At 71.8% G+C, this 24429-nt stretch carries 22 protein-coding genes and 3 tRNA genes; 16 read left to right on the top strand and 9 right to left on the bottom strand.

All coding sequences use genetic code 11. From position 1 onward, the window contains the following. Positions 1-8 precede the first annotated feature (8 nt). Both hpt and tilS read right to left on the bottom strand, forming a co-directional pair. A complete protein-coding gene (hpt, locus tag J7E22_RS07380; protein ID WP_214980287.1) occupies positions 9-560 on the bottom strand; it encodes a hypoxanthine phosphoribosyltransferase in 552 nt (183 codons plus the stop codon). 16 nt (positions 561-576) lie between these two features. Beyond that, positions 577-1599, bottom strand: a complete 1023-nt coding sequence (gene tilS / locus J7E22_RS07375) for a tRNA lysidine(34) synthetase TilS (RefSeq protein ID WP_214980285.1) — start codon at positions 1597-1599, stop codon at positions 577-579. A gap of 64 nt (positions 1600-1663) precedes the next feature. On the opposite strand from tilS, the gene J7E22_RS07370 reads away from it, so the two are divergent. Then, positions 1664-2155 (top strand): inorganic diphosphatase, encoded by a 492-nt coding sequence (locus J7E22_RS07370; RefSeq protein ID WP_214980283.1) that lies wholly within the window; start codon positions 1664-1666, stop codon positions 2153-2155. Positions 2156-2271: 116 nt separating this feature from the next. Here J7E22_RS07370 and J7E22_RS07365 read toward each other — a convergent pair whose 3' ends face one another. Both J7E22_RS07365 and J7E22_RS07360 read right to left on the bottom strand, forming a co-directional pair. Further along, positions 2272-3762, bottom strand: coding sequence for an NlpC/P60 family protein (locus tag J7E22_RS07365; protein ID WP_214980281.1), 1491 nt, complete (start codon positions 3760-3762; stop codon positions 2272-2274). Between the two features lie 33 nt (positions 3763-3795). Continuing rightward, positions 3796-5073, bottom strand: coding sequence for a M23 family metallopeptidase (locus J7E22_RS07360; protein ID WP_214980279.1), 1278 nt, complete (start codon positions 5071-5073; stop codon positions 3796-3798). Positions 5074-5373: 300 nt separating this feature from the next. Between J7E22_RS07360 and J7E22_RS07355 the strand changes: the two genes are divergently transcribed. The 3 genes from J7E22_RS07355 to J7E22_RS07345 all read left to right on the top strand — a co-directional run bounded on the left by J7E22_RS07355 (position 5374) and on the right by J7E22_RS07345 (position 5645). After that, positions 5374-5446 (top strand) — tRNA-Glu (locus J7E22_RS07355). 48 nt (positions 5447-5494) lie between these two features. Beyond that, positions 5495-5571 (top strand) — tRNA-Asp (locus J7E22_RS07350). Position 5572: 1 nt separating this feature from the next. Further along, positions 5573-5645 (top strand) — tRNA-Phe (locus J7E22_RS07345). 286 nt (positions 5646-5931) lie between these two features. On the opposite strand, the gene J7E22_RS07340 is transcribed toward J7E22_RS07345, so the two are convergent. Then, positions 5932-6942 (bottom strand): aldo/keto reductase family protein, encoded by a 1011-nt coding sequence (locus tag J7E22_RS07340; RefSeq protein ID WP_214980277.1) that lies wholly within the window; start codon positions 6940-6942, stop codon positions 5932-5934. 289 nt (positions 6943-7231) lie between these two features. Between J7E22_RS07340 and J7E22_RS07335 the strand changes: the two genes are divergently transcribed. Further along, entirely contained in the window at positions 7232-8227 is a 996-nt protein-coding gene (locus J7E22_RS07335) for an SDR family oxidoreductase (RefSeq protein ID WP_214980275.1), read from the top strand. Between the two features lie 66 nt (positions 8228-8293). On the opposite strand, the gene rocD is transcribed toward J7E22_RS07335, so the two are convergent. Together rocD and ddaH are read right to left on the bottom strand one after the other, a co-directional pair. Next, positions 8294-9514, bottom strand: coding sequence for an ornithine--oxo-acid transaminase (rocD, locus tag J7E22_RS07330; protein WP_214980274.1), 1221 nt, complete (start codon positions 9512-9514; stop codon positions 8294-8296). Then, a complete protein-coding gene (gene ddaH, locus J7E22_RS07325) occupies positions 9514-10416 on the bottom strand; it encodes a dimethylargininase (RefSeq protein WP_214980272.1) in 903 nt (300 codons plus the stop codon). The genes rocD and ddaH overlap by 1 nt, the downstream gene beginning before the upstream one ends. A 238-nt stretch (positions 10417-10654) precedes the next feature. Between ddaH and J7E22_RS07320 the strand changes: the two genes are divergently transcribed. From J7E22_RS07320 to J7E22_RS07275, 10 genes are all read left to right on the top strand, one after another. After that, positions 10655-11092: an Lrp/AsnC family transcriptional regulator gene (locus tag J7E22_RS07320; protein ID WP_214980270.1), complete on the top strand. Its 438-nt coding sequence runs from the start codon at positions 10655-10657 to the stop codon at positions 11090-11092. Positions 11093-11102: 10 nt separating this feature from the next. Then, positions 11103-11474 (top strand): hypothetical protein, encoded by a 372-nt coding sequence (locus J7E22_RS07315; protein ID WP_214980268.1) that lies wholly within the window; start codon positions 11103-11105, stop codon positions 11472-11474. Between the two features lie 27 nt (positions 11475-11501). Further along, positions 11502-12335: a nitroreductase family protein gene (locus J7E22_RS07310; protein WP_214980266.1), complete on the top strand. Its 834-nt coding sequence runs from the start codon at positions 11502-11504 to the stop codon at positions 12333-12335. Beyond that, positions 12332-13093 carry a YqjF family protein gene (locus J7E22_RS07305; RefSeq protein ID WP_214980264.1) on the top strand — a complete coding sequence of 254 codons (762 nt, stop codon included), beginning with the start codon at positions 12332-12334 and terminating at the stop codon, positions 13091-13093. The genes J7E22_RS07310 and J7E22_RS07305 overlap by 4 nt, the downstream gene beginning before the upstream one ends. A gap of 96 nt (positions 13094-13189) precedes the next feature. Then, on the top strand, positions 13190-15709 hold the full coding sequence (locus J7E22_RS07300; protein WP_214980262.1) for a protease pro-enzyme activation domain-containing protein: 2520 nt from the start codon (positions 13190-13192) through the stop codon (positions 15707-15709). A 186-nt stretch (positions 15710-15895) separates the two neighbouring features. Continuing rightward, positions 15896-17167 carry a phosphatidylserine decarboxylase family protein gene (locus J7E22_RS07295; protein WP_214980260.1) on the top strand — a complete coding sequence of 424 codons (1272 nt, stop codon included), beginning with the start codon at positions 15896-15898 and terminating at the stop codon, positions 17165-17167. A 31-nt stretch (positions 17168-17198) separates the two neighbouring features. Next, positions 17199-18194, top strand: a complete 996-nt coding sequence (locus tag J7E22_RS07290) for an SDR family oxidoreductase (protein ID WP_214980258.1) — start codon at positions 17199-17201, stop codon at positions 18192-18194. After that, the gene (locus J7E22_RS07285; protein ID WP_214980256.1) at positions 18191-18544 is read left to right on the top strand and encodes a hypothetical protein; all 354 of its coding nucleotides are present in this window, start codon (positions 18191-18193) and stop codon (positions 18542-18544) included. The genes J7E22_RS07290 and J7E22_RS07285 overlap by 4 nt, the downstream gene beginning before the upstream one ends. Positions 18545-18578: 34 nt before the next feature. Continuing rightward, positions 18579-19112, top strand: coding sequence for a dihydrofolate reductase family protein (locus tag J7E22_RS07280; protein ID WP_214980255.1), 534 nt, complete (start codon positions 18579-18581; stop codon positions 19110-19112). A gap of 93 nt (positions 19113-19205) precedes the next feature. Beyond that, positions 19206-19403, top strand: coding sequence for a hypothetical protein (locus tag J7E22_RS07275; RefSeq protein ID WP_214980253.1), 198 nt, complete (start codon positions 19206-19208; stop codon positions 19401-19403). 53 nt (positions 19404-19456) lie between these two features. Here the strand turns inward: J7E22_RS07275 and J7E22_RS07270 are convergent, their stop codons facing one another. Together J7E22_RS07270 and J7E22_RS07265 are read right to left on the bottom strand one after the other, a co-directional pair. Beyond that, positions 19457-20185 carry a tyrosine-protein phosphatase gene (locus J7E22_RS07270; protein WP_214980251.1) on the bottom strand — a complete coding sequence of 243 codons (729 nt, stop codon included), beginning with the start codon at positions 20183-20185 and terminating at the stop codon, positions 19457-19459. Continuing rightward, complete coding sequence (locus tag J7E22_RS07265; protein WP_214980249.1) at positions 20178-23753, bottom strand: bifunctional proline dehydrogenase/L-glutamate gamma-semialdehyde dehydrogenase; 3576 nt, start codon at positions 23751-23753, stop codon at positions 20178-20180. Before J7E22_RS07265 ends, J7E22_RS07270 begins: the two co-directional genes overlap by 8 nt. 118 nt (positions 23754-23871) lie before the next feature. Here J7E22_RS07265 and J7E22_RS07260 point away from each other — a divergent pair, with 118 nt between their 5' ends. Further along, a complete protein-coding gene (locus J7E22_RS07260; RefSeq protein ID WP_214980247.1) occupies positions 23872-24360 on the top strand; it encodes a MarR family winged helix-turn-helix transcriptional regulator in 489 nt (162 codons plus the stop codon). Positions 24361-24429: the final 69 nt, after the last annotated feature.

Raw genomic sequence — 24429 nt, 5'->3', positions numbered from 1 at the left:
CGAGCGCCCTACGAGTAGACGTGCGGGGCCAGGACGCCCACGCCGCGCAGGTTCCGGTAGCGCTCGTCGTAGTCGAGGCCGTACCCCACCACGAAGGCGTCCGGGATGTCGAAGCCGACGTAGCGGACGTCGACCTCGACCTTGGCGGCTTCCGGCTTGCGCAGGAGCGCGACGATCTCGACGCTCGCCGCCCCCCGGGACGCCAGGTTCTGCTTCAACCACGACAGGGTCAGACCGGAGTCGATGATGTCCTCGACGATGAGCACGTCACGCCCGTGCAGGTCGGTGTCGAGGTCCTTCAGGATCCGCACCACACCGGACGACTTCGTGCCCGAGCCGTACGACGACACCGCCATCCAGTCCATCCGCGCCTGCATCTTCAGGTGCCGGGAGAAGTCCGCCATGACCATGACGGCACCCTTCAGGACACCGACGAGCAAGGGGTCGCGGCCCGCGTAGTCGGCGTCGACCGCCGCGGCGAGTTCGGCGAGCTTGTCGTCGATCTGCTCGGGGGTGAAGAGCACTTCGGACAGGTCGGCCTGGACGTCGGAGAGTTCCACCGGTCCAGGGTAACCGTCAGGACGCCGCGGTGAACGCCACCCGGTCGCCGTCCCGCGATGCCCGGACACCCGGCAGGTCGATGGGCCCCTGCCCGCTCCAGTCCGTGACGAGCCGGCACACCTCGAGCGTCTGCACGCGGGACAGTGTCACACCGAACTCGCTCTCGACGGCCAGGCGCACGAGCCGCTGCCGGAGCGCGGGCGGGTTCGCCGCGAGCGCGGGGACGGACAGGGAGATGCCGGCCTCGGAGTGCTCGGCGACGTCCTCGGCCAGTTCCTCGGCGAAGTGGTCGAGTGCCGCCGAGTCCTCGCGCAGCTGGTCGGCCGTCCGCGCGAGCGCTTCGGGGACGCCGACCCCGAGCTCGCGTTCGAGCACCGGCAGCAGCGTGTGGCGCACGCGCACCCTGGCGTACGCCGGGTCGTCGTTCTGCGGGTCGTGCCACGGGGCGATCCCCGCGGCGACGCACGCCTGGCGGGTCGTGTGCCGCCGGACGCCGAGGAACGGCCGCCCGTACGCGGGACCCGCCGACCGTCGCACCAGGGGGGACATCCCGGACAGGCTGTCCGGTCCGCTCCCCCGGAGCAGCCCGAGCAGGACCGTCTCGGCCTGGTCGTCCAGGGTGTGCCCGAACAGCACCAGGGGTGACCCCGTGTCGGACGCGACGAGCGCGATCGACGCGTGCCGGGCCTCCCGTGCGGCGCCTTCCGGACCACCGTCGGAACCGACGGCGACCCGACGGACCGTCACCGGTGCGAGTCCGAGTTCGGCGGCCTGCCGGGAGGCACGGGTCGCCACCGCCTCGGAGCCCGCCTGGAGAGCGTGGTCGACGACCACCGCGCCGGCCCGCAGGCCGCCCTTCGGCGCCTCGAAGGCGGTCGCGGCCGCGAGCGCGAGCGAATCGGGCCCGCCGCTCAGCGCCACGAGGACGAGGTCGCCCTCGGCGAGCACGCCCTCCAGGAGCGCGCGGGCGAGCAGGTCGCGGACCGATCGTCGGGTCTCGGCGACGGCGGGATCCAGCCGGGGACGCGGAGAGTTCACCCGGTAACGTTAGCCGCGCTCTCGGAATCCCCGACAGCCCGATCGACCAACCAGGAGTGCAGACATGGCCGCGTACGACGTCGTCGTCGAGATCCCCAAGGGCAGCCGCAACAAGTACGAGGTGGACCACGAGACCGGTCGCGTCTACCTCGACCGCGTGCTGTTCACGTCGTTCGTCTACCCGACCGACTACGGGTTCTTCGAGAACACGCTGGCCGACGACGGTGACCCCGTGGACGCGCTGCTGCTGCTCGAGTACCCGACCTTCCCGGGCGTGGGCGTCAAGGTCCGTCCCGTCGGCGTGTTCAAGATGAGCGACGAGGCCGGCGTCGACGCGAAGGTCCTCGTCGTCCCCGCGAAGGACCCCCGCTGGACCCACATCCAGGACATCTCGGACGTCGACGAGCAGACGAAGGCCGAGATCGCGCACTTCTTCGAGCGCTACAAGGACCTCGAGCCGAACAAGTGGGTCAAGGCCGAGGGCTGGGGCGACGCCGCCGAGGCCGAGGCCATCGTCACGGCCGGCCAGGCTGCGTACGTGCCTGCTGGGCACTGACGCTGACACTGCCGCGAACGGCGCCCGCACTCCTGACGGAGGGCGGGCGCCGTTGTCGTACTGGGGACGGCCGTTGTCGTACTGGGGTGGCCGTTGTCGTACCGAGGTGTTCGGGACTACAGCGAGCCGCTCGGACGAGCGACGTACGGCAGGAGCTGGCTCGGGGTCCAGATCGCCCGTTCGAGCACGCCGCGCTGGGGGTTCGCAGCCTCGACCATCATCCCGCCGCCGGTGTAGATGGAGTCGTGGTAGCCACCACTGGCCGCGCCGTTCGACGAGTAGAACAGGATGTCGCCGGGCTGGCGCTGCGACAGCGGGACGAGCCGCCCGATCGACTGGAAGTGCTCGTACTGCCACACCACGTTGTGACCGCCGGTGGCGATCCCCTGCGATCCGTAGGCCATCATCACGAGGCCGGAGCAGTCCCACTGGTTCGGGCCAGCACCGCCGAAGACGTAGGCGTCACCGATCTGGGCGCGGGCGAACGCGATGGCGCCGGCCGCGACGGACGGGGTGCTCGGTGCCGTGGGAGCGGGCGGCGTCGGTGCCGGCGGTGCCGGCTTCGACGGGGCAGGGGGTGCCGGTCGGGACGGGACGCTCGGCGTGCTCGGCTTGGCCGGGGTGACGGGCTGGTTCGGCGTGCTGGGCTGGTTCGGGGTGACGGGCTGGTTCGGCGTGACGGGCTGGTTCGGGGTGCTGGGCGTGTTGCTGCCCGAGCCGTTGCCGCTCGGCTTGGTGCTCCCGCTCGGCGCGGTCGACGTGCCGGAGTGGCTGCCGCTCCCGCCGCTGCCGCTCCCACCGGTGCTGCTCGCGCCGCTGCCGCTCGCTGCCTGGGCCGCGAGCTGCGCCTCCACCTGCTTGGCACGCTGCGCGCTCCAGTAGGCGCTCTCCGTGGCGACGCTCGTGCCCTTGAGGAACGCGAGCTGCTGCAGCACCTGGTCCTGCTGGGCCTGCTCCTGCTGGACGCGGGCTTGCGCGTCGGCGGCGATGCCGTTCGCGTGGTCGAGCGCGGACTTCGTCTGGTCCGTCGCCTTCGTCAGCGCCTTCGTCGCCGCGGACTGCTGCGCGGTGATCGAGTCCACCGTGTTCTGGTCGTTCTGGGCCCGGGCGAGGACGGTCGCGGAGCGCTCGGACAGGTGCGACATCGTGCCGACCCGGTAGAGCAGGTCCTTGGAGCTCTTCGCGTCGATGAGCATCGTCGTCGACAGGTCACCGCCGCCGGTGCGGGAGAGTTCGACGACCAGACCGGCGACCTGCTGGGCCGATGCGCGGGCCCGGGTCTTGGCGCGCTTCGCCTGCGCGGTGAGGTCGTCGAGGGTCGCCTGCGCCTCCTGCTGCTGCGACGCGGCGAGTGAGTACGTCTGTCCGGCCTGCTGCTCGGCGATCGCGGCCGCGTCGGCGCTGTCCTGCAGCGTGCCGAGCCGCTTGGTGAGTTCGTCGACGGTCTGCTGCGCATCGGCCGCGTGCGACTTCGCCGCGCGGACGTCGTTCCAGCTCGGCGCCGCGGGGGACGCTTGCGCCGGCATGGCGATCGCGACCGAGAGGCCGATGCCCAGGACGGCGACGAGCGCGGTTCCGCAGGTGAGGGTGCGAGCAGACTGCTTCATGACGTGGTCAGGGCCTCTCGACGGCGCTTGAACTCATACCGAGATCCCCCGCGCTGCCATGAAGGGGACGGGATCGACGGCGGCGCCGTTGATCCGGGTCTCGAAGTGGAGGTGGCATCCGGTCGACCAGCCGGTCGACCCGATCTTCGCGATCTGCTGCCCGGCGGAGACGTGCTGGCCGACGGACACGAGGATGCCGCCGTCGACGACGTGCCCGTACGCGGTGGAGATCCCGCCGCCGTTGTCGAGCACGACCTCGTTGCCGTAGCCGCCGCCGTTCGCCGCGAAGGTCACCGTGCCGTCGTGCGCCGCGTAGATCGGCGCGTAGCAGGCCGGAGCGAGGTCGACGCCGGCGTGCAGCGCGTGGGCGTGCGTGTACGGGTCGATGCGGTAGCCGAAGGGGCTCGTCTGGTAGCCACCGGCCGGCCGGACCCACCCGGAGGAGTTCGGGGCACCGCCACCGGAGCCGCCCTGGGTCGTGGCGGCGGCCTTCGCGGCGGCCCTGGCCGCGGCGGCGGCGATCGCGGCCTGCCGCGCCTTCTCGACCTGGACGCCCTTGTTGTACTTGGACTCGACGTCCTTCGCGTTCGACGTGAGGAGCGTGAGCTGGGCTTCGAGCCGGGCCTGGTTGTCGTTCTGCGCCGTCACCGCGGACTGTGCCGCGACGGCCGAGTCCTGCGCCAGCTGCATCTTCTGCTGTGCTGCGGCGGCGAGCGACCCGAGGGCCTTCTTCGCCAGGTCGGCCTTGTCGGCGAGACCCTGGGCGATGCCCCGGTCCTGCGACGCCTGCGAGTAGATGCCGTCCGCCTGCTCGCTGAGCTTCGACATCGCGCCGAGTTCGTACAGCAGGTCCCCGGAGCCGCTCGGGTGCGTCAGGAGGTCGGTGGTCACGTTGTTCGCACTGGCACGACCGAGCTGCGCGGCGAGCTGGCCGGCCTGCGCCTCGGACTGGGCGGCGGTCTTCTTCGCGGTGTCCGCCTGCGCCTGCAGGGTCTGCTGCGTGAGCGTCGCTTCGTCGTACTTGGTCTGCGCCGTCTGGTACGCAGCGCCGGCCGCCTCCGCCGCCTTCTGTGCCGCGACGGCCTTGGTCTGGAGGTCCGCGATCAGGGCCTGGATCTCGGTGACCTTCGCCTGCTGGGCCGACGCCGAGGCCTTTGCCTGCTGGACGTCCGACCAGCTCGGGTAGCTCTCGGCGTGCGCGGCCCCGCTCGGCGTCACAGCCGCGAGAGCGCTCACGGAGAGCACGACGGCGACCGCGGCGGCGATGACGCGGCGGCGGGAGCGGAGTGACAGCGAAGAGGAGGGCATCATGTATCTCGATTTCGTAACAGCGCGGCATGGCTCACGCACGTAACACTGTTAACAAGCGCAACAGTAACAACAGGTGTCGCACCCCCGACACCCCCTTGTGAGGGGCGGGAGACGACGACGATGGTCGCATCCGGTCATCGACAGCACGAATCAGAGCCTTCTGCTCCACCGTGAGTGAAGCGGTGCTGGACGCGGCCGGCACCCGCGACACGCCGGACTTGGCGCGGTGGACGGGCCCGATTTGTGAAACCCGCAGAGCATCCGTATGCTTGTCCATCGGTAGCGCACTGCACCGCTTGCGGCCCTATCGTTTAGTGGCCTAGGACACCGCCCTTTCACGGCGGCAGCACGGGTTCGAATCCCGTTGGGGTCACTCTTCGGAGTGAGCAAGCAAGCAGAGCAACACCAGACAACAAAATATGGCCCTGTAGCGCAGCTGGTTAGCGTGCCGCCCTGTCACGGCGGAGGTCGCGGGTTCAAGTCCCGTCAGGGTCGCCACGGCTGGATAGCTCAGTTGGTAGAGCGTTCGACTGAAAATCGAAAGGTCCACGGATCGATGCCGTGTCCAGCCACCGGTGAAAGGCCCCCTGCTTCGGCAGGGGGCCTTTTCTGGTCCCGGGGGCATACGGCGGGGCCGTCAGCGCCCATCGGACGCCGCGTCGGCGGCCACGGCGTCGGCCCGGCGTCGGCGTCGGCCACGTCCGCCACGTCCGCCACGTCCGCCACGTCCGCCACGTCCGCCACGTCCGCCACGGCGTCGAACCACGTTCCCGACGTCGAACCAGCCGCGCGGGCTGGTTCGACGTCGGTTTCGTGGCGCGATACCCCGCCGACGTCCCCCGGGGGCGTCGCGCGGGTCTAGGCCTCGCGGGTCTTCGGGCTGCTGTCGTTCGTCTTCGCGGAGTCGCGCTCGACGACCGAGCCGAGGGCGTCGTCGATCCGTGACATCAGCTCGGCGGGGATCGAGACACCGGCCGCGCCGGCGTTGTCCTGCACCTGCTCCGGACGCGAGGCCCCGATGATCGCGGACGCCACGTTCTCGTTCTGCAGCACCCACGCGACGGCGAGCTGGGCCATCGACAGGCTGAGCTCGTCGGCGATCGGCTTGAGCGCCTGCACCGCGGTCAGGACCTCGTCGTTCATGAAGCGCTGGATCATCTTCGCGCCGCCCTTGTCGTCGGTGGCGCGCGAGCCCTCCGGCAACGGCTGACCCGGCTGGTACTTGCCGGTCAGGACACCCTGGGCGATCGGAGACCAGACGATCTGCGAGATGCCGAGCTCCTCCGACGCCGGGACGACCTCGGCCTCGATGACACGCCACAGCGCGGAGTACTGCGGCTGGTTCGAGATGAGCTGGAAGCCGAGCTCCTTCGCGAGTGCCGCACCCGCACGGAGCTGGTCGGCGGTCCACTCGGACACGCCGACGTACAGGACCTTGCCCTGGCGGACGACGTCGGCGAACGCCTGCATCGTCTCCTCGAGCGGGGTCTCGTGGTCGAACCGGTGCGCCTGGTACAGGTCGACGTAGTCGGTCTGCAGACGACCGAGCGACCCGTCGATGGACTCGAGGATGTGCTTCCGGGACAGCCCGGTGTCGTTGTGCCCCTTCGGGCCGGTCGGTCCGAAGACCTTCGTGGCGATCTCGAGCGACTGGCGGCGCTCGCCCTTGAGGGCCTCACCGAGGACCGTCTCGGCGCCGGTGTTCGCGTAGACGTCGGCGGTGTCGAACGTCGAGATGCCGACGTCGAGCGCGGCGCGGACGCAGGCGATGGCCGCGTCGTTCTCGACCTGGGAGGCGTGGGTCAGCCAGTTGCCGTAGGTGATCTCGGAGACCTTGAGGCCCGAGTTGCCGAGGTAGCGGTACTCCATGTGCGTGTCACTCCTGTCGTGGCCGCTCCGATGCGGCTCGACCCGTGACGGTAGTCCCCTCCTGCCGAAGGGCCGTGAAACGACGGAACCCCGGCGATTTGGCCGTGGCCAGGGATCGTTCCGGGGTCTTCGCACACGAGTCTACAGGCTGGGTGAGTCCGGTCGCTGCGGCGTGGGCGAGCGAGGTGACGAACCTGCCGGCCGTGCTGGATGCGCGGCCCAGCGCCTGAGGTGCAGGATCGAGGGCAGTGCGGTGCGCGCGTGCGCCGCCGGGAACGAGGGAGTACCCATGGCCAGTCCGAGCGTGTTATTCATCGGCGGGAGCGGGATCATCAGCACGTCCTGTGTCCGCGAAGCCGTCGACCAGGGCTTCGACGTGACGGTGCTCAACCGGGGCACGACGGACAAGCGGGCGATCCCGGATGCCGTGACGCGCCTCCAGGCCGACGTCGCGGACCGCGACGCGCTCGAGGCGGCGATTGGCGACCAGCGATGGGACGTCGTCATCGACTTCGTGGCGTTCACGCCGGACCAGGTCCAGCGGGACATCGACGTGTTCACCGGCAGGACCAACCAGTACGTGTTCATCTCGTCGGCCTCGGCGTACCAGACGCCCGCGACGCGGCTGCCGATCACCGAGTCGACGCCGCTGAAGAACCCGTACTGGCAGTACTCGCGGGACAAGATCGCGTGCGAGGACCTGCTCGTGAAGGCGTACCGGGAGGACGACTTCCCGATGACCATCGTGCGTCCGTCGCACACCTACGACGAGACGCTCGTGCCGTTCTCGGGCGGGTGGACGGTGCTCGGCCGGATGCGCGCGGGCAAGCCGATCGTGATCACGGGCGACGGCAGCTCGCTGTGGACCATCACGCACGCCCGGGACTTCGCGGTCGGGTTCGTCGGACTGCTCGACCAGGCGGAGGCCATCGGCGAGGCGTTCCACATCACCGGCGACGAGGCTCCCTCGTGGGACCGGATCGCCCACGAGTTCGCTGCTGCGGCCGGGGTCGACGACCTGCGGATCGTGCACGTGCCCGCGGACGTGATCGCAGCGGCCGACCCGGAATGGGGCGCCGGGTTGATCGGCGACAAGGCGAACACCTCGGTCTTCGACAACACGAAGATCAAGACGCTCGTGCCCGGGTTCACGCAGACCACCACGATCCGGCAGGGTGCGCGTGAGATCGTCGCGTGGTTCGACGCGGATCCGTCGCGGCAGGTCGTGGACGAGCACCTCGACGCGCTGATGGACGAGCTGGCGGAGCGCTTCAGCCCGTCGTAGGCCAGGGCGGACGGGAGGCGCGGTGCGGTTCCGCCCCGCGCCTCCCGTCCGACGGTCGGTCCCGTGTCAGCGCGCGGCGAGCACCTCGGCGAGCGTGCCGATCGCCAGGCGCAGCTCGTCGTCGGTCACGACGAGCGGCGGCGCGAACCGGATCGTGGACCCGTGCGTGTCCTTCACGAGGACCCCGCGGTCGGCGAGGTCCTTCGAGATCGCCTTCCCCGTGCCGAGCGCGGGGTCGATGTCGATCCCGGCCCAGAGTCCGGCGACGCGGTGCGACACCACGCCCGAGCCGACCAGGTCGTCGAGCAGCGAGCGCAGGAGCGGTTCCCCGTCGAGCGCACGCTGCTGGAACGTGCCCTCGCCGAGCATCGCCACGACCTCGGCCCCGACGGCGGCCGCGAGCGGGTTCCCACCGAAGGTCGAGCCGTGCTCGCCCGGGCGGAGGACGCCCAGGACGTCGCGCGACCCGACGACCGCGGACACCGGGACGATGCCGCCGCCGAGCGCCTTGCCGAGGGTGATCAGGTCCGGCCGGACCCCGACCCGCGACACCGCGAGCGTGTGCCCCGTGCGCCCGAGGCCGGACTGGATCTCGTCGGCGACGAACAGCGCGCCGAACTCGTCGCAGATCTCGCGCACCGCAGGCAGGTAGGACGCCGGCGGGATGACCACGCCGCCCTCGCCCTGGATCGGCTCGAGCAGGACGGCGACGACGGTCTCGTCCATCGCCTCGCGCAGGGCGGCCGCGTCACCGTAGGGAACGGTCCGGAAGCCCGGCGTGTACGGCCCGAAGTCGTTCTTCCCGTCGGGGTCGTCCGAGAACGAGATGATCGTCGTCGTGCGGCCGTGGAAGTTCCCGGACGCCACGATGATCGTCGCCTGCCCCGCCGGGACGCCCTTGACCCGGTAGCCCCAGGCACGCGAGACCTTGATCGCGGACTCGACCGCCTCGGCGCCGGTGTTCATCGGCAGGACCATGTCGGTGCCGGTGAGTTCGGCGAGCGCCCCGGCGAACGGACCGAGCTGGTCGTTCACGAACGCACGCGACGTCAGCGTGACGCGGTCGAGCTGCGCCTTGGCCGCGTCCACCAGTCGGGCGTTGCCGTGGCCGAAGTTCACGGCCGAGTACGCCGCGAGTCCGTCCAGGTAGCGCTTGCCGTCGACGTCGGTCACCCAGGCACCGTCACCGGAGGCGATGACCACCGGCAGCGGGCTGTAGTTGTGCGCGAGGGCACGGTCCTCGACGGCGAGCGCCGCCGCGGTCCGGGAACCGAGCGACGCCGTCATCACGCGATCCCGTGCGAGCGGGCGACGGACGTGCCGGTGCCGACCGGGTGCAGGTCGAGCGTGCAGCACTTGACGCCGCCACCGCCGAGCAGGAGCTCGGACAAGTCGACGCCGATCGGGTTGTAGCCCTTCTCCTTGAGCTGCTCGGCGAAGGTCGTCGCGCGGGCGGCGATCACGACGTTGTAGCCGTCGGAGTACGAGTTGAGGCCGAGGATCGCGGCGTCCTCTTCCGTCGCGATGATCGCGTCCGGGAAGCGCTCGCGCAGGATCGCCAGCGACGGCTCGTCGAAGGCGCTCTCGAGGTACGCGATGTTGCTGGTGCCGTCGACGGCGGGCTCGGGGTCGAGCACGGCGATCGCGGTGTCCAGGTGGTAGAAGCTCGGGTTGATGAGCTTGAGCGTGACGACCTCGCGGCCGTAGATGCGGGCGAGTTCCTCGTGCGAGGTGCTGTCGGAGCGGAACCCGGTGCCGGCGTAGATCGTGTCGCCGATGAGCAGGAAGTCGCCCTCGCCCTCGTTGGTCTCCTCCGGGTCGGCGACGGTCAGGCCGGCGCTCCGGAACCAGTCCATGTAGGCCGGACCCTCGGGCTGACGCTCCGGGTACTGGAACTTCGCGCCGTACGCGACGCCGTCGAGCACGAAGCCACCGTTGGCCGCGTAGACCATGTCCGGCAGGCCCTCGATGGGCTCGATGTACGAGATGTCGAAGCCGAGCTGCTCGTACACGTCGACGAGCGACTGCCACTGCGCGACGGCCTTCGAGGTGTCGGTGGGCTCCTCCGGGTGCATCCACGGGTTGATCCGGTAGCTCACCGTGTAGTGGGTGGGCTTGCACATGAGGATCGTCCGCTTGGTGGCAACACGTTCCGGGGTGGCGAGGGATTCGGGTGCGGTGTTCGACATCAGTCCTCCTGGGGGACCGGGGCCCGAGCCTGCCAGGAACCACCACTGGGAGAAGAGCTCCGACGAGATGCAGGCTCACTCGTCGTAGCGGACCAGGTCGACGCCAGTCGGCAGTCTGGCACGAACCGTCCTCCCGGTGCAGGAGTCGGGGGCGATCAGGCGGACCCCCGTTGTGGTGGCGCACGAATCCTGCGTCCGGCGCACCTGCCTCGCAAGAAGCGCGCGTAGGGTTGGGGCAATGGATTCGCTCGATCACCGCATCCTGGACCAGCTCCGGGACAACGCCCGTGCCGGCTACGGCGACATCGGGTCGGTGGTCGGACTCTCGGCCTCGGCCGTGAAGCGTCGGGTCGACCGGCTCGTCGGCGACGGGGTCATCCAGGGCTTCACGATCAAGGTCGACCCCGCGGTCGAGGACCGTGGGACCGAGGCCTGGGTGGAGCTCTACTGCCGCGGGACCGTCTCCCCCGAGGAACTCCGCTCGCTGCTCGAGACCGTGCCCGAGGTCATCGACGCGGGGACCGTCACCGGGAGCGCGGACGCCGTCGTGCACATGCGCTCGAAGGACCTGTCCGCACTCGAGGAAGCGCTCGACAAGGTCCGGTTGGCGCCGCAGGTGGACCACACACGATCGGCGATCGTGCTCTCCAAGCTGGTCAGTCGCGAGACCGCGTAGCGTCCCACGCATGGGACGGAAGACGGCAGACGGGAGGCGCGGCGCGCCTCCAGGGCGGTCCGTGACGGCCCGCCGTCTGGTCACCGCCGCCAGCGTCGCCTACGCGACCAACTGCCTGTGGGGCACGGCCGTGGCCGTGCGCCTGATCCGGACGAAGAAGCTCCGGGTCGTCCACCACGGCCTCTTCGTCGTCACCGCCACCCTGACCGGCATCGCCGCCACCACCCCGGTGTGGACCCGCGATCGCTCGGCGCTGTTCCTGCTGCCCGCCCTCGTGCCGCTGGTCGTCGTCCCCCGCACGGACCCGCACGCCGGAGCACACTGGAGAGTCGCGGTCGCCGCCGCACCGTCCTACCTGGGGGCGCTGCTCAGCCGCCGCTGACCGCGATCACGAACAAAGAGGACTGCAGTGGAGCTCTTCGAAGCCATCCGACGTCGCCGCACCACCAACGGCCCGTTCCTGCCCGACCCCGTGTCCGAGGAACACCAGCGGCTGCTCATGGAGCTCGCGGGACGGGCACCGTCGCAGCTGAACAGCCAGCCGTGGCGGTTCGTGCTGATCGAGGAACGTGCCACGATCGACCGCGTCGCCGAGATCAGCGGCAGCTCCATGACCAGGACCATGGCCGAGGGCACGTTCTTCGAGCGGTACAAGCCGTACTTCCGGTTCTCGCAGGCCGAGATGGACACCCGGCGCGACGGGATGCTGTTCGACAAGCTCCCCGGGCCGCTCAAGCCGTTCACGAAGCAGGTGTTCACGAAGCGCGGGCAACTGCTGATGAACACGCTCCGGGTGCCGCACACGCTCGGCGAGGAGAACCGGAAGCTCGTCGCCGGGTCGCCGCTGCTGCTCGGCGTGATGCTCGACCGGCACGAGTACCGGAAGGAGGAGCTGTCCGGCTTCTACTCGGTGTTCAGCATGGGCGCGGCCATGGAGAACATCTGGCTCGCCACGACCGAACTCGGGCTCGGCATCCAGTTCGTCTCGTTCCCGATGGAGACGCCGGGCGCGTGGGAGCAGATCGAGGGCCTGCTGCACGTCCCCGACTCGCTCGAGTTGATGGCCGTCTACCGGATCGGCTACCTGCCGCCCGAGCGCCGACGCCCCGCGATCGACTGGACGTCGAGCGAGCGGAAGCGGCCGTCCCAGTACGTGTTCCGTGGCACCTGCGACACCCCGCAGCAGGGGTGGGACGACGCGCCGGTGGCGGGCCACATCGCACCGGAGGAGACCACACGATGACCGCGACCGACCTGCCGGGCGTCCCCCCGGCCCTCCAGCCCGTGGCCCCCGGCCTGACCGGACGACCGTGGATCGAGCAGGCGTGGCGGGACGTGGTCTTCGTGCACTGGCGCGTCGACGCGTCCGCGGTTGCACCGCTGCTGCCGTCCGGGGTGCGCCCGGACACGCTCGGCCCGGACGGGACCGACGACGGGGTCACCACCTGGGTCGGCCTCATCGCGTTCAGCTTCGAGGACACCCGGTTCCCGCCGGTGTCCGTCGGGTCCGTGGGCGACTTCGTCGAACTGAACGTCCGCGTCTACTCCGTCGACGAGCAGGGGCGGCGCGGGGTCGTGTTCCTGTCGCTCGACGCCGGGAAGCTCGCACCCACCCTCGCCGCACGGGTCGCCACGGGCCTGCCGTACCGCTGGGCTGTCGCCGAACGGCGGAAGCACGACGGCAGGGTGGCGTACGCGATGCGGCGGCACGGGACCCACGTGCGTTCCCGGCTCGACGTGACCGTCGGGGAACCGGTCGCGGAACCGAGCACGCTGGAGACCTTCCTGACGGCACGGTGGGGCATGCACGTGCGGCGTCTCGGGCAGACCCGCTTCTGGCCGAACGAACACGAGCCGTGGCCGCTGTACCGGGCGACGCTCGACGTGTTGCACGACGACCTGATCCGCACGGCCGGGCTGCCGTTCGCGCTCACGGAGCTGCCGCCGGACTCGGTGCTGTACTCGCCGGGGGTCACGACGCGGTTCGGGCTGGGGCAGTAGGGGGCGGCGGGTCGGGGTCGCCGTTCGTCCGCTGGGCGCGGAGACCCCCTGGTCTGGGCGTGGCCCGCCGTCGGCACGGCTCCTAGGGTCGGGCGGGTGACCTCCCCCCGCTCCGCCTCGTGGTCCGTGCACGCCCGCGTCCTGACGGTCGCCGTCGCCGTGGCCGTCGTCGGGGTGCCCGTCGTCGCCGTGCCGGTGCTCGCCGTGCCCGGTTCCGCGCAGGCCCACACGGTCGCCACCGCGCGCCTGCAGCGGGTGGTGCCGTCCGACGGCGGCCCGGCCTCGGGCGGTCCCGGGTCCTCGGCGCCCGGGACCATCGTGCCGGGGGGCACGGCTTCGGCACTCCCCCGGACGCCCGCGACCACCCCCGTGACGCTCACGGTGGTCCTGACGCCCCGGGACCGGTCCACCCTGCGGCGGATCGCGACGACGACCACCACCGGGAGCAGCAGCGACCGCGGAGCCCGCGTCGGGCGGACCGCCCCGGAACCGAACCGTCGACAGACCGTCCGCGACGCACTGTCCGCTGCCGGCTTCAGCGTGGACCGGGTGCACGGATGGGACCTCACCGCGACGGGCACCGTGGGAGCCGCCGAGTCCCTGTTCGGCGTGCAGGTCGTCGGCACCGGCGACTCGATGCACCCCACGGCCCAACCCGTCATGCCCGCCGCGTTCGACGGCGCGGTCTCGACGGTGCTCGGCCTCGACCGACGGCCCGTCGTGACGCCCCGTGTCGTGCCCGGGCGTCCGGTGAGCGACCTCGCCTCGGCGTACTCCGTCCCGGCCGACCCGACCGCCGGCGCCGGCGCGACGATCGCCACGGTGCAGTTCTCCGGGTGGGAATCCTCCGACCTGTCGACCTACGCCGACGCCGCCGGCCTGGCCCTGCCGTCGGTGACCGAGGTGCCGATCGACGGCGCGTCCGCGACCGCGACGGATGCGACGCACGGCGACGTCGAGGTCGCGCTCGACCAGGAGACGCTCCTCGCCCTCGCGCCGGCGGCCGCACAGCGGATCTACTTCGTCCCCTCGACGGTCCAGGGGATGTACGACGCCTACACGCGCATCGCCGCCGACGTCGCCGCGCGCCGGATCACCGCCGTCAGTACGTCGTGGGGCACGTGCGAATCGACGTTGCCCGACCAGGTGCGCGCGGTGCTCGAGGACGGTGTCGACCGGATCGTCGCAGCGGGAGCGACGATGTTCGCGTCGTCCGGGGACACCGGGACGACGTGCGACGGGACCACGAGCGTCAGCTACCCGGCGTCCTCACCGGCAGTCGTCGGGGTCGGCGGGACCTCCTTGCAGCAGGACGGCTCCGCGGTGACCGAGACCGCCTGGGGCAACTCGCTCGGCTCGTCGGGCGGTGGCACGTCGGCGGCCGCTCGGCCCGCGTACCAGGCGGCGACGGGCATGCCCGGGAGCGGGCGGCTGGTTCCGGACGTCGCGGCGATCGCGGACCCGAACACGGGCATCGGGATCACCTCCACGACACTCGGCGGATGGGTCCTGGGCGGCGGGACCAGCCTGGCGACCCCGGTGCTCGCGGCCGAGCTGGCGACGACGCTCGCGGCGCGGGGGTGCACCTCCGGGATCGGCGACGTGCACGCCGCGCTGTACGCGCACCCCGAGGCGTTCCGGGACATCCTGTCGGGCGACAACGGGACGGACGCTGCCGGTCCGGGCTACGACCTGGTGACCGGGCTCGGGAGTCCGAACTGGACGGCGTTGTCGGGGGTGCTCCCGGTGGCGTCGGACTGCCCGGTGGCCGCGGGGGCACCGACGCCGACACCGACACCGACACCGACCCCCACGCCCACGCCGGTCGCAACGCCGACGCCCGCACCCACGCCGGTCGCAACGCCGACACCCACGCCGACGCCCGTCGCGGCACCCACTCCCCCTCCTGCCCTGACACCGACGGGAGGGGTCTCCGCCGACGGCACGACGATCACCGCCGGCACCGTCTCGTTGCCCGGCGGGACCTCCGTGCACTCCCCGTCGAAGCAGTTCCGCCTCGACATGCAGACCGACGGGAACCTCGTGGAGTACGGCAACGGCCGGGCACTCTGGGCGTCCGGCACGTCCGGGCACGCCGGGTCGACGCTCCGACTGCAGCCGGACGGCAACCTCGTCGTGTACGACCGCAGCGGCACGGCGCTCTGGGCGACCAGGACGAGTCACACCGGATCGACGAACACCGTCGTCATCACCGACCGCGGCGACGCCCAGGTCCGCACCGGGTCGACGGTCCGGTGGCACGACGGCGCACCGGGAGCGGACACGATGACCCCGACGAGCACCCTCACCGCGGGCCAGTCCCTGTGGGACCGGGGCGGCAAGCGGCAGTTCGTGCTGCAGGCCGACGGCAACCTCGTCGAGTACATCAGCGGGGCGGCGGCCTGGTCGTCGCACACCTCCGGGCACCGCGGTTCCCGGGTCACCCTGCAGGCGGACGGCAACCTGGTCGTGACGGACGCGGCCGGGAAGCCGCTGTGGGCGTCGGGCACGAGCCGGTTCCACGGGACCGGGATGCGGCTGGTGGTCCAGTCCGACGGGAACGTCGTGCTGTACCAGTCGGCCACGCCACGGTGGTCGACGCGGACGCACGGTTGATCGGGATCACACCCGACCACGCCGAGCACGTCGGAACGCCGTGACGGGGACGATGACCACGCCCCATCCGATCCACATCGCTCCGAGCGGCCGCTGCTCCCCTCGTCCGCGGCGGCCGGTTCCGCTCGGCCGCAGCGCGCGCACGCTGGGACGGCGCGAGGACCCTGCTGAGTAGCGTCCCGGGGCGTGACTGGTGAGAAGCAACAGGACGTCCGCCGCCGAGCAGGGTGGCTCCCCGACGATCAGGGTCAGCTCGAGGCGTGGCTCCACGGCCACCGTGAACGCGCCGGGAGCCGTGACCCCGATCGCCCGCTGCGCCCCTCGGTCGCGGCCTTCCGCGACCTGATCGAGTCGGACCCACTGCTGCGCATGCAGGCGAACCAGATGGTCGAGCAGGTGCCCGCGAACCGCGAGTACTCCGACCGCCACGTCGAGAGCCTGGACGAGCTGATCCTGCTCGTCGACGAGGTGATCCGCACCGCTCCGGAGTACAGCGACGAGCAGATGGTCATGACCCCGCTCGACGGCGTGCTGGACTGGACGAAGGCGACGCCCGCGGGATTTGCCTTCTACCGCGACCCGCGGGTGAACGAGGCGCTGCGCGGCATCCTCGACGAGTGGTGCGAGTACCTGTCGAGCCCGGCATCGCTCGACGTCCTGAACGACTCGCCCTCGGGGTGGATGAGCGAGAGCGCGCAGCAGAAGGTCGGCATGGAGCGGTTCGAGCACGACCCGGACGCCGAGCACTGGGGCTTCCGGTCCTGGAACGACTTCTTCACCCGTCGACTCCGCGAGGGTGCCCGCCCGGTCGCCGACCCGGACGACGACGCCGTGATCGTCAGCCCGATCGAGGCGACCCCGTACCGGATCGCGAGCCGGGTCCAGCGCCGCGACGAGTTCTGGGCGAAGGCCGAACCGTACTCGATCGACGAATTGCTCGCCGGTGACCCGTCGGTCGACGCGTTCGTCGACGGCACCGTGTTCCAGGCCTTCCTGAGCGCGATCGAGTACCACCGCTGGCACAGCCCGGTCGGCGGGCGCATCGTGCGCGCGTGGCGGCAGCCGGGCACGTACTACGCCGAGGCGGACGCCCAGGGGGCCGCCGCCGCGCAGCCGACGCTGTCACAGGGTTACATGGCCCACGTCGCCACGCGCGTGATCATCCTGATCGAGGCCGACGACCCCGCCATCGGACTCGTCGCGGTCGTGTTCATCGGGATGTCCGAGGTGTCGTCGTGCGTGATCGGCGACGGCATCGAACCGGGCGTCCACGTGGCGAAGGGCGACGACCTCGGGTACTTCCAGTTCGGCGGCTCGACCTGCTGCGTGCTGTTCGGGCCCGGCGTCGTCGAGTCCTTCGCCCTGAAGGCGCTCCCCCAGGCCGCGGACGAGGAACCGTCCCTCATCCACGTGCGCTCCCACCTGGCGACCGCCCACCGGGGGACGTCCGCTGGGTGACCCCCGGCAGCCGATCGGTACAACGGGATCCATGACACGAGTGGCAGTGGTGACCGGTGGTTCGGCAGGGCTCGGGCGGGCGACGGTGCGGGAACTCGCCGGGCGCGGGTGGGACGTCGCGGTGCTCGCCCGCGGACAGGACGGCGTGGACGCGACCGTCGCCGAGGTCGAGGCCGCCGGTCGACGGGGCCTCGGGATCTCGGTGGACGTGGCCGACCGCGATGCCGTCGAGGCCGCTACTGACCGGATCGAGCAGGAGCTCGGGCCGATCGACCTGTGGGTGAACGGCGTGATGGTCGGGGTGTTCGGGAAGTTCCTGGACACCGCGCCGGAGGACTTCGAACGGGCGCTGGACGTCAACTTCCGGGGCTTCGTGAACGGCACCCGCGCGGCGCTGTCGCGCATGGTGCCCCGCGACCGCGGCCACGTCATCCAGGTCGGCTCGGCGCTCGGCTTCCGCGGCATCCCCCTGCAGGCGGCGTACTGCAGCGCGAAGCACGCGATCGTCGGGCTCACTGAGTCGGTGGTGTCCGAGCTCCTCGAGCAGGGCAGCCACGTGCAGGTGTCCCGCGTCGACATGCCGGCGCTCAACACCATCCAGTTCAACTGGGTCAAGTCGAAACTGCCGCACCACCCGCAGCCGGTCGCACCGATCTACCAGCCCGAGGTCGGCGCCCGGGCGATCGCCGTCACGGCCGAGCGGCCCCGACGCCGCACCTGGGTCGGCGAGTCGACCGTGTACACGATCCTGGGCAACCGGATCAGCGGACGGTTCGCCGACTGGTATGCGGCGAAGACCCTGGTGGACGGACAGCAGGCGCCGCAGAAGACCGAGCCGATGCTGCCGACCAACCTGTACGAGCCCGTCGCGGGCGACCACGGCGCGCACGGCATCTTCGACGACACCGCACACGAGTGGTCGCCGCAGACCTGGTGGGTCGAGCACCGTCGCCTCGGGAACGGCATCATCGGTGCCGTGCTCGGTGCGACGGGTGCCGCCGTCCTCGCCGCCGGACGTCGGCGATGACCGGCCCCGGCGCTCCGGGGCGCGTGCAGCCCACCGTCGCGGTGGAGCTCGCTCGGGCCGCCCTCGGCGCGTGGCACCTCGCCCGCGTGGGCCGTCCGATGAACCGTTCCGCCGCGGTCGATCGGGTGCTCGGGATCCGACAGGTCACGCAGGCCGGTCTGGTCACCCGGGCGGGCAGCGGTGACGCCCACACCATCAGCGCCCTCGTCGATGCGGCGCACGGCGCCTCGATGGTGCCGTTCGCGCTGTTCGGCGGCAGGTTCCGGCGCTTCGCTGCCGCCCAGGTCCTCATCGCGCTCGCGTTGACGGTGGCCGAGATCGCACTCGTCGGCCGGGGCGACCACCGCTGACGGCTGTCGGGGGTGGTCGGTAGCGTCCCCGGACATGAGCACGACCTACTTCGTCGCATCCTCACTCGACGGTTTCGTCGCGGCCCCGGGGGACGACCTCGACTGGTTGCTGCAGTTCGGGTTCGCGCCGTTCCAGCAGCACTACGACGCGTTCTTCGCCGGGGTGGGTGCGATCGCGATGGGCTCGACGACGTACGAGTGGCTGCTCGCGCACGAGGACACGTGGCCGTACCCGGACCTGCCGACGTGGGTGTTCACCTCACGGGCGTTGCCGGTGCCCGACGGAGCTGCGGTCCACTTCGTCTCCGGCGCGGTGTCGGACCACCAGGCGGCACTCGAGCGGGCCGCCGGCGAGCGGGACGTCTGGGTGGTCGGCGGCGGGCTCCTCGCCGCGCAGTACCAGCACGCCGGGCTGCTCGACGACCTCCGCGTCACGGTGATGCCGATCGCACTCGGTGCGGGCGCGCCGTTGCTCCCGGTCGCGGCGCCCACACCGGTGTTCGACCTGGTCGGGACGACCACGTTCGACGGCGGTGCGGTCGAGCTGCACTACCGCGCAGCACGCTGAGCCCGCGCCGGCCTCCCGCCACCCGGGCACCCGCCAGCGCCCGGAGCCGGCTCCCTCGCTGACCCCACGGGAGCGGGGCGTAGCGTCTCGACCATGAGCGACAAGGAACAGACCGAACCCGTCATGGACGGCGCGACCGACGCCACGAACCACGAGAAGCTCCGCGGCCTCATCGAGCAGGTCGACCACGACCACCACGCCGAGGGCTCCGCTGCGATGGCCGATCACCTGCGCGACCGCATGGACGAGACCGGCGTCGTGGACGAGGACGCCGGCGACACCGAGGACTGACACGGCCCGCGCCGCCGGCTCGCCAGCCAGCGGCGCGGGACGGGAGGCACGGCTCAGGCGACGCGCGCGCGGAACGTGCGCAGGGCCTCCAGGTCGGAGGCGTCGAGTCCGGAACGCGCGACGAACTCGTCGATGTCGAACGCGTCCACCGCCGCGCGGAACGCGTCGGCGACGGTGGTGCCGTACGCGGCGCACAGCGCCTCGATCTTGTCCTCGTTGGCAGGCACGCCGATCGACGCGAGGAGCGCCGGGGCGTTGTCGACTGTCTCCAGGTAGTCGTCGACGATCGCCTCGGGGTCCACCCCGGCGATGGTGAGGAGCGCGAGGGCGACGATCCCGGTGCGGTCCCGACCGCCGGCGCAGTGGAACAGCACGCCCCCGGGTTCGGCCCGCGCGATGGCCCGCAGTGCGTCGCTGGTGCGCTCGGGCAACTGCTCCAGGTGCGGCCCGTAGTAGAGGGGTGTGCCGACGAGCCCGGTCTCCCAGTAGGCCTCCCAGAACGCCGGTGCCGCGTCGAGGCCGTCGTGGTCGACGACCACCGTGGTCAGCCAGTCCGGCCGGTGGCCCGTGTCCTTCTCCAGTTCCGACGGCGCGCGGAGGTCGACGACCGTCCGGATGCCGAGGTCGTGCAGTTCCTGCCACCCGGCGGGGGTCAGGCGGTCGAGGTTCTCGGACCGGAAGACCCGGCCCGTGGGCGTGCTGCCCCCGGTCAGACGCGGCAGTCGGCCGAGGTCCCGGCCGTTGAACAGCCCCTCGGCGTGCAGGGTCCGGGCGTCAGACACGGAGCTCCGTGAAGTCCGGGTCCAGGTCGCCGAACCGGTGCGCGGTGATCGAGACGGTCTGTTCGCGGAGGAACGGCAGCATCTCGATGAGTCCGGCCTCGACGACCGGTGCATCGTGGATCGCCACCTCGACGCTCAGCCCGAGCGCCTCCTCGAGCGCGAGGGGATCGCCGCCGATCAGTCGGATCCGGGCGCCCGGACCGCCGAAGGCCGTGTGCGCCGGGTGCTCCTGCCCCTGGGACAGCATCATCTCGATCGCGTCCTGGGGTGGTTCCTCGCCGGAGGACCAGTCCTGCTGGAACACGGCGCCGGACGCGGCACGGCGGAGGAACTCGTCGTCGGACTCGACGAGGTGGTCCACCACGTCGAGCGGGGACCGCGCCGAGGCGAACAGCTGCGTCAGGGGACCGGGCAACGGGCGCGCGGTGCTGAGCAGCAGGTGGGCCCGCGCGGCCGTCGCCGCGACGAGCACGCGGACGAGGTCGCCGGTCGGGGCACCCTCGGCGTGCCGCACGATGACGGACTGCGGCCGGTACCGCAGGACGTTCCGCTCGACGACGAGTCCCGCCGTGTCGCGGGATCGGCCGAACCGGGCCGAGCGGGCCTCGACGTCGCTGAGCGCGCCGGACCGCACCTGGTCGAACTCCTCGAAGGACAGACCGCTGCGTGCCGCCTCGATCATGGCGGTGACCCGGGCCGACAGCCCGCTGAGCTGGATGCTGCGGTGCACGGTGCGCGGCAGGGGCTCCCAGCGGCCGAGCGTCGCCACGTACAGCGGCCCGCCCACCTTGGTGCCCGTGCCGACCGCCGATCCCTTCCAGCCGCCGAACGGTTGGCGTCCGACGACGGCACCGGTGATGCCGCGGTTGACGAAGAGGTTGCCGGCCTGCACGCGGCGGATCCACTCGGCGACCTCGTCGGCGTCGAGCGAGTGGATGCCCGCGGTGAGGCCGTACTCGGTGCCGTTCTGGATCGCGATCGCCTGCGCGAGGGTCTCCGCACGCATGATGCCGAGCACCGGCCCGGAGTACTCGGTCCGGTGGAAGTCGCTGCCGGGGCGCACACCGTCGCGGATGCCCGGCGACCAGAGGCGCCCGGAGTCGTCGAGCGGCGCCGGCTGTACGAGCCACGACTCCCCCGGTCCGAGCTCGGTGAGACCGGCGCGGAGGGTGCCGGTCGGCGCGGCGATCAGCGGGCCCATCTGGGCGCTGGGGTCGTCCGGCCAGGCGACCCGCAGCGTCCGGGTCGCGTCGACGAGCTGCCGCTCGAACCGCTCGCTCTCGCCGACCGACCCGACCAGGATCACCAGCGAGGCGGCAGAGCTCTTCTGCCCGGCGTTCCCGAACGCCGACCGGACGATGTCCTGCACGGCCAGGTCGAGGTCCGCGCTCGGTGTGACGACGATCGCGTTCTTGCCGCTCGTGTCCGCGGACAACGGCAGGCCGGCCCGCCACCACCGGAAGGACCGGGCGGTGTCCGTCGAGCCGGTGAGGATGATCCGGTCGACCGCGGGGTGTGCCACGAGTTCACGGCCCAGGTGGTCCGCGTCGAGGTCGACGAGCTGCAGCAGGGAGTGCGGCACGCCGGCGTCCCACAGGACGTCCGCCAGGAGCGCCCCGGTCCGCCGGGCCTCCGGCGCGGGCTTGAGCACGACGCCGCTCCCCGCGGCGAGCGCCGCCAGCACGCCGGTCGCGGGGATCGCGACGGGAGCACTCCACGCCGGCACCACGACGGTGAGCCGCGGCGGCACGTACCGGGCTCCGACACCGTCGATCTCGGCGAGGGCCCTGGCGCTGTCCGCGGAGAGGTGGGCCGAGTCGATCGCCTCGGAGACCTCGGTGTCGGCGTCGGCGAAGGTCTTGCCCGTCTCGGCCACCATGACCTCGATCAGATCCGCGCGCCGGGCCTCGAGCTCGTGCCCGATGAGCTCGAGGAGCTCGGCGCGGTCGTCCGGGTCCTGGCGCCCCCAGTTCACCCCCGCCTGGGCAGTGCGGGCGACGATGCGCTCGAGTCGGGTGCGGTCCGTGACCTTGGCGCCGCGGATGGTCTGGACGCCGAGCTGCGACCTCGGGACGCGGCGGAGCACCTCGAGCGCCCACTCGCGGTTGGCGGCGATCGAGGGGTCGGTGTCGGGGGCGTTCCGGAAGCCGTCGCGCAGGACGGGTTCACCGATCGGGCGTCGACGGTCCTGCGTGCGGTGGGTCGCGGGCACCGGCTCGTCCAACGCGGCGACCGACGCCAGGTACCGGTCGTGCTCGCGCTCGAAGACGCTCTCGTCCGTGTCGATCTCGGAGGCCGCGGAGATGAAGTTGTCGGGGTTCGCGGTCTCCTGCAGGCGCCGTGCGAGGTACGCGATCGCGGAGTCGAACTCGTCCGGCTGCACGACGGGCGTGTACAGCACGATCTGGCCGACGTCGGCGCGGACGGCCTCGGCGTCGGTGGTGGCCATCCCGAGCAGCATCTCGACGTCGATCGCGCCGGTGACGCCCCGGCGCTCGGCGAGCACCCACGCGGTGGCGAGGTCGAACAGGTTGTGCCCGGCGACACCGATCCGCACGGCGTCGGTCCGCTCGGGGGTGAGCGCGGCGTCGAGCAGTCGTAGGTACGCGGAGTCGGTCTCCCGCTTGCTGCCCCAGGTCGCGAGCGGCCACCCGCGCACGATCGCGTCGACGCGCTCCATCGGCAGGTTCGCGCCCTTGACGAGCCGGACCGTCACGGGTGCGCCACCGCGGGCGCGGCGTGCGCGGGCCCAGTCGGTCAGTGCGTCGAGTGCCCCGGCGGCGTCGGGCAGGTACGCCTGCAGCACGATGCCGGCCGGGAGCCCGAGGAACTCGTCGCGGTCGAGCAGCGCGCGGAACACGGCGAGGGTGACGTCGAGGTCACGGTGGTCCTCGACGTCGAGGTTGATGAACTTCGGCGGACGCCCGGACAGCGTCGGGGCGAGCGCGAGTCGGTACAGCGGCACGAGCCGGTCCACCACGCGCTCGACGGTCTGGTCGAACGCCCACAGGGACGTCTGCGGCACGACCGCGCTCACCTTGATCGACACGTGCTGGACGTCGTCGCGGGCGAGCAGGTCCATCGTGCCCTGCAACCGGCGGTCGCTCTGGGCGCTGCCGAGGACGGCTTCGCCGAGCAGGTTCACGTTGAGCCGGACGCCGGGGCCCCCGACCTTCGCCAGGGCGGGCCCGAGCTTCCCCGGGGTGGCGTCGATGACCAGGTGCCCGGTCATGCGGCGGAGGATCTTCCGTGCCGTGGGGATCACGGCCCACGGCGCCATCGTCGCGAACCCACCGCCGAGGGTCACGGCACCGCGCAGGTACCAGGCGAGGAAGTCGGGGACGTCCTCGCTCACCTTCTCGAGGTTCCGGGCCGCCACCCGCGGGTCGGCAGGGCGAATGACCTTGTCGACGAACCCCCTGGTGAAGTCGAGGCCGCGCTCGTCCCGCAGCGCCTCGGCGAGCCGGACGGCCCCCTGGTCGGGCTTCGCACCGGCGGACGCCGCCAACCACCGACGCACCAGGGCGACGGCGTCGTCGGTGCAGTCCTGCAGTCGCGCGCTCGGCATGGATCGATCGTATGCTGCGGCGTCGACCCGACCTCGGAGCGCGCCGCACGCCGGCCAGGAGTCACCCGAGCGGATGATCCTGGCCCGTCCGGACCGACCGCTGGTTACCCTGGGCCGCATGGCGGAGCAACGGGGCGACGAACACGACTGGGCGACGTGGGACGCGTACCACGACACCTGGCGGCGTCTCGATCGCGCCTTGGACCAGGCGGTGCAGGACGGCGCCGGCATCTCGATCCCGGAGTTCGAGATCCTGATCGGCCTGCAGCGCGATCCGGACCACCGCCTTCGCGTCCGTGACATCGCCGCCGGCATCGGGTGGGAGAAGTCGCGCGTCAGTCACCAGGTCACCCGCATGGTCGCCCGCGGGCTGGTCGAACGAGCCGACTGCCCCACCGACGGGCGCGGCAGCTGGGTGGTGATGACGCCCGAGGGGCGGCGGTCGGTCCTCGCCGGCATCCGTGCGCACACTGGTGCGCTCGAGGACCTGTTCTGGAGGCCCGTGGGCACGGACGCGGACACGCTGCGGTCCGTCAGCGCACGCGTCGGGTCCGCGATCGGTCCCGACCCGGCACTGGAGGTCGAGGTCGGGTCCGCCGCGGGCTGACGCCGCCCCGTCCTTCCACCCGCGCTGACGGCGGTCGCCCACTCCGACGGCCTCGGGCATGTCTTGTCA

The organism is Curtobacterium sp. ISL-83 (assembly GCF_018613895.1).
In the GTDB taxonomy this organism is placed as follows: domain Bacteria; phylum Actinomycetota; class Actinomycetes; order Actinomycetales; family Microbacteriaceae; genus Curtobacterium.
Note: the sequence above shows the minus strand (reverse complement) of the source record. Positions and strands in the feature narration are given on the sequence as shown.